The following is a 13,050-nucleotide window of genomic DNA, read 5'->3' as shown; positions in this document are numbered from 1 at the left end:
AAGACCTAACATGTGGGCATTAAAAAAAGCACCAAAAGGTGCCTCATTCTTTTGTCTTCCTTGCTTCTTCCTGCAATGCCCGGTATTTCGCAATGTTATCGATTTTACCTTTTAAACCTGCTATTGCCGACTTCTCAGTACTATCAACATACTCATCACCTGAATTAGAAAAAGCTTTATACTGGCCATCAGAAGTCCTTTGCACATGAATAGAATAACCCTCGTAAACCTCCATATAACACCTCCACCATAATCATATGATAGATCCCAATAAGCGACAATAATTGTGTTGAGTTGGTTTCAACGTTTGGGTGACCATCATATGCATGCGTACGCTCACTCAGACGCTGTTCTCTGCTCTTCAATCGACTGTTCCCTGCAAACCGGATGTTCTCATGTTAAGAAGCTCAGAACGGATCATATTCTGTCATATGAGAGCAAAAGAAAAAGCACCACGATGGGCGCTTCTGTTACAGCAAGTTATTCAACTCTTTCTAATGGAGCAAAACCGGCTAAAAGACGTTTCCTTCCCGCTGGTCTGGGAAATTCTATATTTATCTCTTTTTCCAAAGCCGCACCTTTAACCGAAATCACTTCACCAACACCCCATTTAGGATGTCTCAGCTTCGTACCTTCATCAATAGGCTCTAATTTATTCAAATTATCTAACATTGATTGTTTTCTCTTTAAAGTATTATATTCTTCCATTTCTTCTTCGAGAGCCTCCATAGCCTCCTCGGAAAAGGAAGGTTTCCTATAACCAACATTGGTATTTCCTTTCATTCCTCTAACTTCTTTAGTCAAATAGTCAACATTTGTTAGAAGTTGGCCAAGAATTTGATCAGTTTGTTTATCACTCGTCAATAAGCCTTCAATAATTAAACCCTCGTGAATAGGGGTCATTAAACTGTCAGGCTGAGATAACGCATTCTTAGCATATTCTTCAAGCAAGTATTTCGCTTCGGATACACTATCTAAATCTTTATAATCAAACATGATAGTACGTTGATTCTTTACATCGAAAGGTAACGGGGTATTGATATCGCAGATTTGAACATACGGCTTTCTAAGTACGTGACGTATTGCCAACTCATAGTAAACATTAGGATTGTTACCTGTGAGGTCTGCTATAACAAGGTCAGAATTTATAATTGATGAGATGATCTGATGTGTAATTGCACCAGGGTTACTGATTGTATCAGCTCTGATCACCTCTGATTCATCAAAGCCACATTCTTTTACACTTGGTAAAATGACATGTCTCAAAACCTGGTCAGCTCTTCTTCTAATTTCTGAGCCTGATTCTCCAATTGGTGAAATGACAAAACATTCTTTTTTCGACATGTTAACCCCCAAAATGATGTTTTATGACTCAGGTTTATTTTACCTCTTTTGGGCATATTGGTCTACTACAGAACTGTTTCACTCCATCCCACCTCCACCATAAACAACCTTTGCATTTCTCCGGCTGCTTGTTGGGGCGATTGCGTATCTTCTTCCGTCTTCTGCTGATCACTTCAATTCCTCCAATGAAAAAAAGCCGATCCAGTGAAGGAACGACTTTAAATGTGATATGTATGAAGTTGGTGTTACGTCCTAAAAGCATGCGCCCGAAACGGTCGCCACAAAAACGCTGCGCTTTTTGCTTTAAATGCATACGTACTATGTAACTATAGAGGAAGAACAAGACCATTTTACTGAAGCTACCAAAATCGGGTCAAGGAACAGTAAACGGGTGAGTCCCGAGAAAATAGAATAAACTAGCCGTTTTCTTGAATTTCCTTACTATTTTACATTTTCGTATTTAACAGTTACTCTGTTGACTACGATTAGTATCTGAAACAGTACTTTCATACCTATCCAATACAATTCTAATAATTTTTGGCTTGGAGTTCCATCTTGATATAGAAAAGTGAAAAACAACATATATAACAACTAATGTTAGTCCTCCAATGAAGGCCGAGTTTAAGTCAACACCATATTTATCGCTGACTGCAGCAGCTGAGATACCAATAAATACAGCAATTACCGACGAAATAAGTAAGGAAAAAGTCTGTATAAAATTACTTTTATCTACTTCATCTGTATCTATATAACTTCTTAAAATGATTCTCTCGTGATTGTTCAACTTTCTTCTGTTTAGAACTTCCATAACTCCTTGTATTTTTATCAAGTCACTGCCGAATTTTACACTCTTTTTTAACTCCGTTACATAGAATCTATATATCTCCTCTTCTAGACTTAATATCTTATCAGGTTTTTTAAGAATCAATTTCGTGGTCCATGGACCAAGAAAAACATAGAAATCAGTTAAGATAAACTTGAATTTTTTAATTTCTTTTGTCTTTAAAATTCTAAAGTTATCTATCACAGTTTTTAAATATGATAGAGATAAAAACAGAATAGCTATGAACACCCATTTATTGATAACAATCACTCCCCTCCAAAGTTACAGATTCTATAACAGAGCGAATATCCCCTCTATTTATGTCGAATACTACATGAATCTAACTTCTACTTTAATATAAAAAAGCGAGAAGAGGAACGCCCCAGTCATATGCCGCATGTGTAACTGTTACTTTCATTCTCGCTCGATTTCCACAATACAAATATAACACCCCGAATGTCTATCAAACGCCCAACAAACATTCAAAAATCAGTCAGAAGATTTGTAGAAGATTTGTAGAGGTTGAATCTGCCTTGAATTGTCGACTTTGAATAATGGATTCTTTTCATTGATAATGCGATGAAGTGCATCTATTGAGATATCATCTTGCATATTTATGAATAAATAAAAATATTCACCAGGTTTAAAATTGATGGAATCAACATTAAAACCTTGAACAAATATTTCATAGTGTGGAGAGAAAAAGTCGAGCCTTTCCGATACATCATCATAAACAGATAATAACCTTAAATCCCTAATTGCTGTGCATATCATTTCATAGCTAGCAGTTATTTTGTTCTTCTCTACAGCCATAAGATTATCAACTATATCTTCATCAAGATTGGGGTTATATTTCTGCATAAAATCTTTCAAAGAAATTATTGAAAAAGTCCCTCCCGCAGAAACTTCATAAAATTCTTCGATCAATTCTCGTCTCGGGGAAACAGGTGTTTTTTCTTTCCCACTTCCGATTTGATGAAACCAATCTTCTTTGAAATCAGTAGTAACAAATATAACATCCCCTTCTAAAGATAGGATGTAGTCCCAAACGAAATAATCGCCATACTGATTCTCTTTTTTTCCTCCGTCCCCTCCTGTTAGTGGAGGAAGCTTTTCAGCAGCCCTGTTTTTTGCAACTTTTGTTATGTCGCCTTCTCGATCAGCCTGGTTAAAATTGATCTGTTGAAAAAGCGGCTTCAGAGAGTCTAACACAATATCATCATTAAAGAACTCCTTTAATCTCTTGATAAGTTCTTTTAGTTCATTCTTATAATTTTCTCGGCTCTCAGTGTAGCTCCTCTCACTTTTGGCATATTTACCTATATTATCAATCAATCCTAACAATGGAAGTGTGGGTTCTAGTTTTTTAGGATTTTGAATATTTTTCAAAAGCTCGTCCACTTTTTCTATAGCCTCTGCTATTCTTAATGGCCTTTGATGAATAAACTCTTTAAATACCTGTGGTGGGATTTTTAATTTATCCTCATCAGAGAGTTTTTGTAGAACTTTCAAAACTTCATGAAAAACAACCTCCTTCCACTGATAAGCAGATAGCAAGGCATTCGTATCAAAAACTATATTTGCTGTGTGAATGATTTCATCAACTCGTTTAGGTTTGAAGAAATACTTCTCAATATTTTTAACCATGATCTGCCTCCTTGATGTACTTCCAATTTTATCAAAACAATAAATAAAAAAATAGGCCGGCATTTAACCGACCTCAAACTCTTCAAACTTCTCCAATCTCAACGCGGCGGACAGTGAACTGATCGCTTCATTTTTTTCACGCCCATGCGTACTATCACTAATCCCCATTTCCCCACAACTTATATAATCAAATTCCCCTTCGTTATCCAAATAACTTCGCTGAATAACCTCACGCTGTACTGAAGACAGTCTCTCCAAGGCCAAACTGAGCAAACGGTCTTTCTCCTTGAGTTCAGCCTCCTTGTCCACATTATAGATAGCGATCCTCTCTGTTGTTTGCTGAGGACATTGGTTGACTGGTGTTCACTATACACATTCCGTAATTACTGCCTCAGGCCGTACAAAACCGATCTGCCGGTACTACCGAACAGTTTCAATATATTCCTCCACAGCGCGGCGGGTAGCTTTCTCGTCGATTGTCAGTATGTTAAACGCATGTTTTGTGAGTTATTTTTGCTTGGCTTCCTCATCTAACTTGGGAGGTAATTTCATTTTATCTTTTAACTGATACACCACCTATTGTTGGAAGCATTATTGACTGAGGTGCCCCCAGCAAATATTCACCAAAGGTGAGAACGTATGCGTCAGCCCTATCCGGTGACTTGAGACCACGTTTTTTCATATCCTTCTTGCTTTCAAGAAGTATCTTACCTTTGCTGGTCATTGACCATTTTCTTGCAGGAAGTAAGTACATCGTCATCGGGTAGTTGTAAGACCGCAGAATCGTTATTTATATAATTGCTCATGTTTTGTTCCAGTTGACCTTTAATATACGCCCACATCTTCGAGCCTAGGTTTCCATAATGTTCATCCAAAGATTGCTCAAATTTACTAGGGATTTGAATATCCATTAATCGCCCATAATGTCGAATAACGAAATAGGATGTTATACTTGCTGTACAAAAATTTAATTGCAATAAATTCAATATTTTTTAACATATCCAAAATGAGGAAATTAGAACAAACTCATATCGTAGTACAAATTATAGTTTACAGAAGTAGATTCGTAGTATCTTGCATTAGAGTTGATTGGAGGAAAGGGTTCATGAATATAATAATTGAGAAGTTAAAAGATACAGATATTGAAAGCTTGTATGAATTCGAAATTGAAAACAGGACTTTTTTCGAGGAAATGATACCGTCTCGAGGAGATGATTATTACATACCTGAGGTTTTTAAAGTAAGGAATGAATCTTTACTTGATGAACAAGTCAAAGGACTCTCCTTTTTTTATTTAATAAAAGACGAAAATAACTTGATTCTTGGAAGAATAAATTTAGTTGATATTGATGATTCCGATAAAATAGGATTTCTCGGCTATAGAGTGGGACAAATCCACACTGGAAAAGGTGTTGCTAAAAAAGCATTAAAATTATTACTCAATACAATAGTTGATTTAGATATAAAAGAAGTTAAGGCAAAAACAACCACCAACAATATAGCATCTCAAAAAGTTTTAGAGCAAAACGGATTCGAGCATACAGAAACTAGTGATAAAGAATTTGAAATGAATGGGCAAATGTTAAAATTCATTAATTATACATGGATAAATAAATCATTATTTTAATCACCCATCGGACGCGACTGTTTAAGCTGAAGACCATAAGCCAAATTCCTCGTTCAAGATACTGAGGGGTTAGGCTTTTTTGTCTTTTAATATTCCTTATATTGTGAATTTCGCGTTCTTGATGTTATTCCATTGGGAAACTTATTGAGTATTGCAGATGAATTGGTTCTTACGCGCATTTAGTGAAACAAACTAGGTATATGTAATGGATCTATTAATTACTTACTTGATATAGTATTAACCGTTGACTCGCACACGTTTTTCCGTAACTTTTGAGCAATGAAAATTTTCACTTTTCTCCGCAAAATATTACGGATCTATTGTTCATACAATTCATTCAATCAATTTCAAATTGATACGCTCGATCTTTTGACCCAAAACTAAAACCTCAATATATTTTTCGTTTAACCACTCTAATGCTACTTGCCCTTCTTCTTTCAAGATAACGCCTCGCTGGCTTTTATACTGAAAGTTCTCTTTTGCCCATAACAATAGTATCTTTACATATTCTAACGTCTCAATTTCACATATACTGTCCTCTTCATCTTCTTCTGCAAAGATATCTTCAAAAGTTGTAAAAGACTGGTCAGATCTTATTAAGTTCACATTCCCTCCACCTTCGTATAACGTTATTTCCCCTTTCAGTAATTCGATTAAGTTTCCGATCTCTTCCTGGATCGTGGCGAAGTCTCCAAATATATCCGATCCCAAAGAATTACTAATCAGATAACCATTCTTTAATGATGAATCGATGCCTAGGTCCACGATAACTTCGTTGAAATCTTCTTTATATTCGATTGTATACCTGTATTTAATCATGTTCGTATCTCCAATCTTTTTAATACAACGGATAGGCGGATGTAATCATATCAATATAGCCTACAATAATTTATTCAGCACCTCTATTTGCTGTCCTCTCACCTTCTTTGGTTTATTTTCTGCATACAAAAAAGCTCGTTCCTCACAACATTCAGGTGGGAAGAGCTTTCGGATTTTTATAACATCAATCCGGGTCATACGGCAACGTTTTTAGTGCTTTCATATCTTCCCAACTGTACACCCAATACTTGGACTATGAATACTATGGACGTATAAGATAAACGAACTTTCGTTGTTCCTCGCAAATGATTTATGATTCACAATCAGTGAGTTAAGAATGTAAATCCAATCTTTTTTTTACCATATCTAATAAATTATAAATCTCCTGTTTAGCTTCTGGGTGCTCCTCCACGTACTTCTCACTGTAAATCATCAAATAGTTATAAAATTCATCATGCTCCATCACTGCCATTACATCTTCATCGTATGCTGGAGGCTCTCCAATAAAACACACTTTCTGATCACCAATATACTCTTCCTCTTCTGGCATATGATAGGATGAAAATTGTACCTCCAGTGGACCTGAACCATAACCATATCTCTCATGATCTCCGAAGTATGTTAAAGCTCTCGGAAAATCAATAATCCAGAAATAAGATTCGACTAATCTATCTATTTCAGCTTTTGTTGTCAAAATTTTGTACATCATATCTCTCCTTCGATATTAATTAAAAAGCAGGATAAAAGTTCTTTATGTTCCCTTTTTCATCTACGAACCCCACAAATTTCAGCCCATTTAGTTCTCCTTTAACTATCCCGTTTTTCACGTTTCCAGCCTGTATCTGTGGCTCTAATGCTGCTTTTCCCCAATTATACATTTTTTCATTAGAAATTATATTAGGATCATATACTGTTTTGGGATCATTCACTCTCTTCCCAAGCACATTTCCATTTGAGTCCGTTATCGGTTCAAAAATACTTTTATCTGATTCACTTCGTTTCAAGGACGGAATTTGATACTCCACCTCGTAGATCCCCTCGACATTGTGCTTCTTGGGTTCACCTATAAAATAATCCTTTTTAACACTCAGTCCATACTTATTTGCGTCTTCTTGTAAGGCCCCATTAAATTTGTCCATATTATGACCACCAGATATTCCAGGTCTGCTACCTCTCTTAAATCCATCAACGTTTACTAGGTGAGCATATGGCCTTTGCAATTTCTCCGCATCACTTACATGTTCACTTATTACTGTCTTAGTTGCTTGTCCCTTGCCCTCAGAACCCTTCTTCTGCTCATTCGCTTTCCTCGCTTCCAGATTCTTTTTAATCTTCGCCACAGCCGGATCAGAGGCAGGCAAGCGAAACGGCCCTTTGCCACCCGGCATACTCCCACGAACCATCTGAAATGCCATAAATAGCTGGCTGAACTTCAGAGAAGTCAACATCATCTGAGCATACTTATCGGATACAGGCTCGCCTGTGAAGGGATGAATTCCATTTTCAAAGGCTTTGATCTGCATCGCATAAATATCTTCTCCTGGCGCTTCAGCATCCGTAGCTTGCATCCGATTGATATCCAAATGCCCCTGATCCTTCTTATATGCCTGAAGGGCTGCCTGATCCGTAACACCATTCTCGTTCACAGGCATCCACATCAGCTTCCCATACACATTGACTTGCGCCATCCGGTAACCTTTATCCTCCGTACTCGCATCATTACCCAAGGTCTTCATCATTACTCCCGCACCCACAGCGCCAACAGCACTTCCAAGACTCACCTTTTCAGCATCGACATTCTCAAATCGCGTAGCGATCTCCTTGAGTTCCTTGGAGATGCCCACCATACTCTCCAGTGCTTTATCCAATATAGGGCGCGACTGTTCAAACTCATAGTAGAATCGCTCCTGCGTCGCCCCCATCCACATCATCTGAACGAACATGATCTGTCTCGTCAGTTCACTGCGAATATGCTCCAACTGTTGTCTGGCCTGATCCACCTGATTGGATACATGATGTAGTTGCTCAGGAGTCACCTTAATTGTACTCATCCGTTTTCACCGCTCATCTGATATATGATTAACCTATGTTAGCAGAAGTACTAGTACAATACATCCGCCTAACCTCCTGATTTCACTGCATGAATCCACGCTCAGAATGATTTATATCCGTCCCTCAGCCCCATACGATCTCTATGTAGGTGTATACATGTTCCAGAGGGTTTTCCTTTTACGACTACAGGATACTGTGGCATTTTACTGCGACAAGCCGAAAACTTTAACAAATCATAGTATCAATGAAGAAACTTGACTTTAACTGGAGATCGGATGTACTATATGTTTATATAAATGGAATATATTACAATTTAAATATCTATTTTGGAATCTTATATTATCAAGATGGGTATCAGAGCCTATCATAGCCAAGATATCAATACGTATAAAGGAGTTTTACATTTTGTCTGCAACACATAATCATTGGCAGGCATTCATTTTACATATACATTCCTACTTCATAGAGTTTTCTAGCCTGTAGAGTTCTACCTCCTTAATTTCTTTTTCAGTAAAGAAAAAAGGGGAAGAACCATCTTTAAAAGAGAGGAGGGCAAGAGGCTTTAAGCTGCAAGCAGGTCTATTTGTCGTAACCGCATGTTTTTGTAAAAAAGAATACCCATAACAAGAAAGGTGGAATTTATTGCTATGAGAAAATTGATTAGTTTAGCTCTTATTCTTGTTCTAGTGCTTTCATTTAATGTAGCTGCCTATGCAGACGGTGATGTGACTCAAGCCAAACCTATGACAAAGGAAGAAATTATTAATTCCAAAGAATTCCGTGAAGCTGTGAAAGCGGCTAAGGCTGAATTTGAATCCCAGAAGGCTGATAATGCGGGTGGTCCAGTTCTGTTTGCGCCTGCTCCGAAAGTATCTCACATTAATGTATACGGTGTCGTATCTCCTAATGGCGGTCAAGAAATTTACGGCTTCAATAACAACCCGCTCTCCACGACCAATGATCACGGTGGGGCTTGGATTCAGTGTATTACTTTCCAGATCGGTTATGACAGCAGTCACTACGGCACACTCGCCGGCAATACAATGACAAATAACTGGTCTGAAGCTATTGATCTGGACGGCGACCGTGTCGTAGATGCTTGGGCCTATTCTTGGGTTTATGAAGCGCCTACTACAGGGGGACAATTTGTAGGTACAGTCTATTCCATTAATATTCCAACACAGTGGACCGCTTGGATTAATGTTCGCTAACAGGAAGGATGTAATATGAATATCGGAGAATTGGCTATCTTGGTTCTATCATGAGGAATACGGGAAGTAAGCCCAAAAGCTCATCAGCTTTGGACATGGATTTAATTCTTGATCAGGCGCAGGGATATACATCCCCTGCGTCTTTTCTCATTGTGACCTTAAAGGGCCGACTTTGTATAGGAACCCACCGTTGCACAGCAGGCTACTTGCCCTCTGCTTGTATGAATACATAAGTACTCTCATCGGATCTTTCTTCTGAAAAAGCGAAATTCAACCGATCAAAGTTTCTTACATCTTCCACATCTGTAATCTTACGCTCTGCCAGGTACCTTACCATCTCACCTCTGGCCATCTTGGCCCAGGTTGCCTTTTCAACAAGCTTCCCATTGACCATTTGTCCGAATACACATGTAATGAACCGGGTTTCCTCACTCAGAAAAGGCAAAATATTTTTGCTATACTCTTTGGAAGCCAGATTTAGGATGTAGTTGCTTTCTGATTGAAGCTGATCTGCGAGTTTGCTACCCCAGAATTGATAGAGCGATTTGAAGCCTGGACCTTGCAACTTGCCCTGCATCTCCAACCGATAAGGGGTAACCCCATCCAAAGGCCGTAACATGCCATAAAAACCGGATAATATGCGTAAATGCTGCTGAAGATACGCCAGTTCCTCATTTTGAAAAACACCTGGAGCCATATACTGATACTGAATGCCCTCATAGGCATAGATTGCTGGTGTCAGATTTGCTTTTATATTCATATTCTGAATCCGCTCCACGTTCTGTTCGGCGATTGCATCGTTACACTTCCACATCGCTTTGAGTTCGTCATAGGATAACTTTTGAAGCAGACTCAATAGCTGTTCTGACTCGTTTATAAACTGCGGCATCTGTGCGATAGCCATAAGATCGGTATCAATCTTCATCTTTTTAGCTGGTGATATGATAATTCTCATCGTGCTGATCCATCCTTAATCTACCGTTGTTTTTGTCGTTATCCATTGTACAGGATTGGACAGGCGAATCCAATGCCATGGCTTAACTAAATCCCTCATAGTACCTTTGAAAAGACTCAAAATGAACAAGTCAGCCCACGATTGGACCGGCTTGTTCATTAGAATTCAACAGATTCAATTGATGAGAAAGCAAGGCGTGCAACTCAAACCGCTATTAGGGAGATACGCTCCCCGCGCCGCTATTTTGCTCTGTTTTTGTAGTCGGCAATTGAATCATTGGCGTATTTGACCCACTTACATATGGAAGTGCTCCATCCCATTTCTTGATGGTTTCATATTCAACGAGTTGACTCGATAATGATTGTTGAAGCTCTTTATTTGCTTTAGCCTGACCTTCTGCTTCGATCAATAGTTTGTCTGCATTACCTTGCGCTTCCACGCGCTTACGATCTGCTTCTTTCTTGGCGATCTCAAGTTCAGTCGTTTTACGTTCCAGTTCTTGAGAAGCTTCGACACGCTTATCGATTGCTTCCTGAGTCTTGGCGTCAGGTTGAGGAACACCTACAGTAACGTTGGATACAATAAAGCCTAATTCTTTAACGTCATCAGAAAAACGTTGTTGCACGTCTACTCCTGCTTCGGATGACTTTTCACCATACACATCAATGACTGTAAACTTGGAAATCCCCTTACGAGCTGCGTCACGGAAACGTGTTTTGAGATATGTATCCTCAATTTCTTGAATGCTAATTGGCCCAAATGTATTAAAGATAGAAGATACTTTACTTGGTTCTACTTGGTAGTTGTAAGCAAAATCGATTGTGATGTTTTTCCCGTCAGAAGTAGCAATCTGAATATCTCTGTATTCCACCGTTTGAATTCGGATCGGATATTTCGTCACTTTATCAAACGCTCCAACGAGTTTCCACCCTTGACTCAGTGTGCTATCTTTTACGCCTCCATTTGGTGAATAAACGACCCCAACATATCCATTAGGAATTCGTGTTAAAAAGAAGGTCACCATTAGCACTCCCACAATAATAACTAATGCAACCGCAATTGCCCCTACCCTAAACGTCTTTGAATTTTTCATCACCATTCTCCTCTTGTTTGAATTTATTGTATTTCTTCAAAATTCTACTACCTATTTTATTGAATAGCGGGAACATTAATGCCCATAGAATAAATGCTAGGATAAAAATTAAAATGATTCCCCCAATAAATGGCATATCCGTCCTCCCCTCTATGGATGTAACCGAGTACAAATTTATAAATGGTAACTAATTATATCCTTCTTTATATATACTTTGTAAATTCGTATTAGGTTTCAAGGATATTCCGCGCTTGAACTACTATTAGGTAAAGTAGAGAAAAGAAAGGTGGATGAATGGGCGTCCAGTACCCAGTTATTCCTATCAAGAAAGTGATCATCAATTCATCTGGGTATTATGGATCAGGAGTTGTATCCATTGCTCTTCTCTGTAGGTGTACACATATTCTAAATAAACTGCCCTACTGTCACAAAAAAAGAGCCATCAAAATGTTTAATGGCATCTTCGAATGAGTAATGATACGAACCAAAATTAAAACTATAAATTTATATCACAGGTTACCATCTTATGAGCTAAAACTCACTTTTAGATGATTTAAACCTTTCTAAGTCATAGTATGGATTTGAAATATGATCTCCAACCTCCATAATCGTCTCTTTAATCTCGTTTAAAATTATCAAATCTATATTATCTTCTTTACTTATAGACTCTTTAATTTTAATAAAACAATTCTTCAAACCAAGGTTAACAACAATAGAGAGTATGATATCTACATCTTCGTAGGAATTAGTATTCCATAACTTCCTCATTAAGACATCCATCTCATTTCTAGTTTTATCCTCTAAAAGTTCATAAGTCATGATTTGTCGATCTGTTAATTCGGATAGGATTAACAAAAAAACTTTTTTATCAAGAATCTTATTTTCAAAATCTTTTAAAGCATTCCTGAACAAAGACAGTAAAACTTCTGTAGGTAACCTATCCGCTAATTTCTCGATATCTCCAATCTTCATTTAATCATTTCCCTTTTGTCTATATATGAATATAATTGAAAGATTGATTTTTTTCCAAGTTCCATGCGATTATTTAAAAAGAGAACACCACTCTCAAGGTCAGATAATTGGGTACTTGTCCTCTGTATGTATTTTCAGAATGACTTGTTTCCATTGCTACAGAATATACAAATCAAAATCAAACTCTGCGTTCAAATCATAGGCTATACCAATTGCCTTTTTCTCAATAGTAATCGCAGGGGTCTCATTATGCATAATCCTAATCGAGAAGCTAAACCGAAAATTCAAATTATTCTTCATTCTCAAGGTTTTCAACTTTTCTATATGTGGCTCCAAAAGATTGAGTATGTGATTCAATTGCTGATTGATCTACCTTCTTTATTGATACATTTTATTATCATATTTGAACATCTTACTTATCTTTAAATTTAAATTAGCGAACTTTAAATGACCACATTTTGTCCCTCGACATATTCCCCCATGTAGTAAAAGCAACTGGTGAGTCTT

15 protein-coding genes are annotated in these 13,050 nt (G+C 37.6%); 2 read left to right on the top strand and 13 right to left on the bottom strand.

Translation table 11 applies throughout. The features are described from left to right. Positions 1-43: 43 nt before the first annotated feature. The 5 genes from AC1DE7_RS20695 to AC1DE7_RS20675 all read right to left on the bottom strand — a co-directional run bounded on the left by AC1DE7_RS20695 (position 44) and on the right by AC1DE7_RS20675 (position 4,123). Entirely contained in the window at positions 44-235 is a 192-nt protein-coding gene (locus tag AC1DE7_RS20695; protein WP_477535082.1) for a hypothetical protein, read from the bottom strand. 245 nt (positions 236-480) lie between these two features. Further along, the gene (locus tag AC1DE7_RS20690) at positions 481-1,344 is read right to left on the bottom strand and encodes a hypothetical protein (RefSeq protein WP_477535081.1); all 864 of its coding nucleotides are present in this window, start codon (positions 1,342-1,344) and stop codon (positions 481-483) included. 460 nt (positions 1,345-1,804) lie between these two features. After that, positions 1,805-2,416, bottom strand: a complete 612-nt coding sequence (locus tag AC1DE7_RS20685) for a hypothetical protein (protein ID WP_477535080.1) — start codon at positions 2,414-2,416, stop codon at positions 1,805-1,807. A gap of 240 nt (positions 2,417-2,656) precedes the next feature. Continuing rightward, positions 2,657-3,814, bottom strand: coding sequence for a PIN-like domain-containing protein (locus AC1DE7_RS20680; RefSeq protein WP_477535079.1), 1,158 nt, complete (start codon positions 3,812-3,814; stop codon positions 2,657-2,659). Between the two features lie 63 nt (positions 3,815-3,877). Then, a complete protein-coding gene (locus AC1DE7_RS20675) occupies positions 3,878-4,123 on the bottom strand; it encodes an ArpU family phage packaging/lysis transcriptional regulator (protein WP_477535078.1) in 246 nt (81 codons plus the stop codon). Positions 4,124-4,919: 796 nt separating this feature from the next. Here AC1DE7_RS20675 and AC1DE7_RS20670 point away from each other — a divergent pair. Then, on the top strand, positions 4,920-5,441 hold the full coding sequence (locus tag AC1DE7_RS20670) for a GNAT family N-acetyltransferase (protein ID WP_477535077.1): 522 nt from the start codon (positions 4,920-4,922) through the stop codon (positions 5,439-5,441). A 333-nt stretch (positions 5,442-5,774) separates the two neighbouring features. Here the strand turns inward: AC1DE7_RS20670 and AC1DE7_RS20665 are convergent, their stop codons facing one another. From AC1DE7_RS20665 to AC1DE7_RS20655, 3 genes are all read right to left on the bottom strand, one after another. Then, positions 5,775-6,260 carry a hypothetical protein gene (locus AC1DE7_RS20665; RefSeq protein WP_192134068.1) on the bottom strand — a complete coding sequence of 162 codons (486 nt, stop codon included), beginning with the start codon at positions 6,258-6,260 and terminating at the stop codon, positions 5,775-5,777. Positions 6,261-6,591: 331 nt separating this feature from the next. After that, on the bottom strand, positions 6,592-6,966 hold the full coding sequence (gene cdiI / locus AC1DE7_RS20660; protein WP_164783154.1) for a ribonuclease toxin immunity protein CdiI: 375 nt from the start codon (positions 6,964-6,966) through the stop codon (positions 6,592-6,594). A gap of 22 nt (positions 6,967-6,988) precedes the next feature. Further along, a complete protein-coding gene (locus AC1DE7_RS20655) occupies positions 6,989-8,311 on the bottom strand; it encodes a WXG100 family type VII secretion target (protein WP_477535076.1) in 1,323 nt (440 codons plus the stop codon). Positions 8,312-8,959: 648 nt separating this feature from the next. Between AC1DE7_RS20655 and AC1DE7_RS20650 the strand changes: the two genes are divergently transcribed. Beyond that, positions 8,960-9,523, top strand: coding sequence for a DUF4879 domain-containing protein (locus tag AC1DE7_RS20650; protein ID WP_338706519.1), 564 nt, complete (start codon positions 8,960-8,962; stop codon positions 9,521-9,523). A 202-nt stretch (positions 9,524-9,725) separates the two neighbouring features. On the opposite strand, the gene yaaA is transcribed toward AC1DE7_RS20650, so the two are convergent. The 5 genes from yaaA to AC1DE7_RS20625 form a co-directional block, all read right to left on the bottom strand. Beyond that, positions 9,726-10,478 (bottom strand): peroxide stress protein YaaA, encoded by a 753-nt coding sequence (yaaA, locus tag AC1DE7_RS20645; RefSeq protein ID WP_253501689.1) that lies wholly within the window; start codon positions 10,476-10,478, stop codon positions 9,726-9,728. Positions 10,479-10,692: 214 nt separating this feature from the next. Then, on the bottom strand, positions 10,693-11,571 hold the full coding sequence (locus AC1DE7_RS20640; RefSeq protein WP_081746030.1) for a prohibitin family protein: 879 nt from the start codon (positions 11,569-11,571) through the stop codon (positions 10,693-10,695). After that, positions 11,549-11,707: a hypothetical protein gene (locus tag AC1DE7_RS20635; protein ID WP_338587828.1), complete on the bottom strand. Its 159-nt coding sequence runs from the start codon at positions 11,705-11,707 to the stop codon at positions 11,549-11,551. The genes AC1DE7_RS20640 and AC1DE7_RS20635 overlap by 23 nt, the downstream gene beginning before the upstream one ends. A gap of 395 nt (positions 11,708-12,102) precedes the next feature. Then, positions 12,103-12,543 (bottom strand): hypothetical protein, encoded by a 441-nt coding sequence (locus AC1DE7_RS20630; RefSeq protein WP_127545531.1) that lies wholly within the window; start codon positions 12,541-12,543, stop codon positions 12,103-12,105. Between the two features lie 156 nt (positions 12,544-12,699). Continuing rightward, positions 12,700-12,900 (bottom strand): DUF4279 domain-containing protein, encoded by a 201-nt coding sequence (locus AC1DE7_RS20625; protein WP_477535075.1) that lies wholly within the window; start codon positions 12,898-12,900, stop codon positions 12,700-12,702. Positions 12,901-13,050 lie beyond the last annotated feature (150 nt).

The organism is Paenibacillus sp. 10L310, assembly GCF_056395745.1.
The sequence above is the reverse complement of the archived record's forward strand: the minus strand, read 5'-3'. Positions and strand labels throughout refer to the sequence as shown.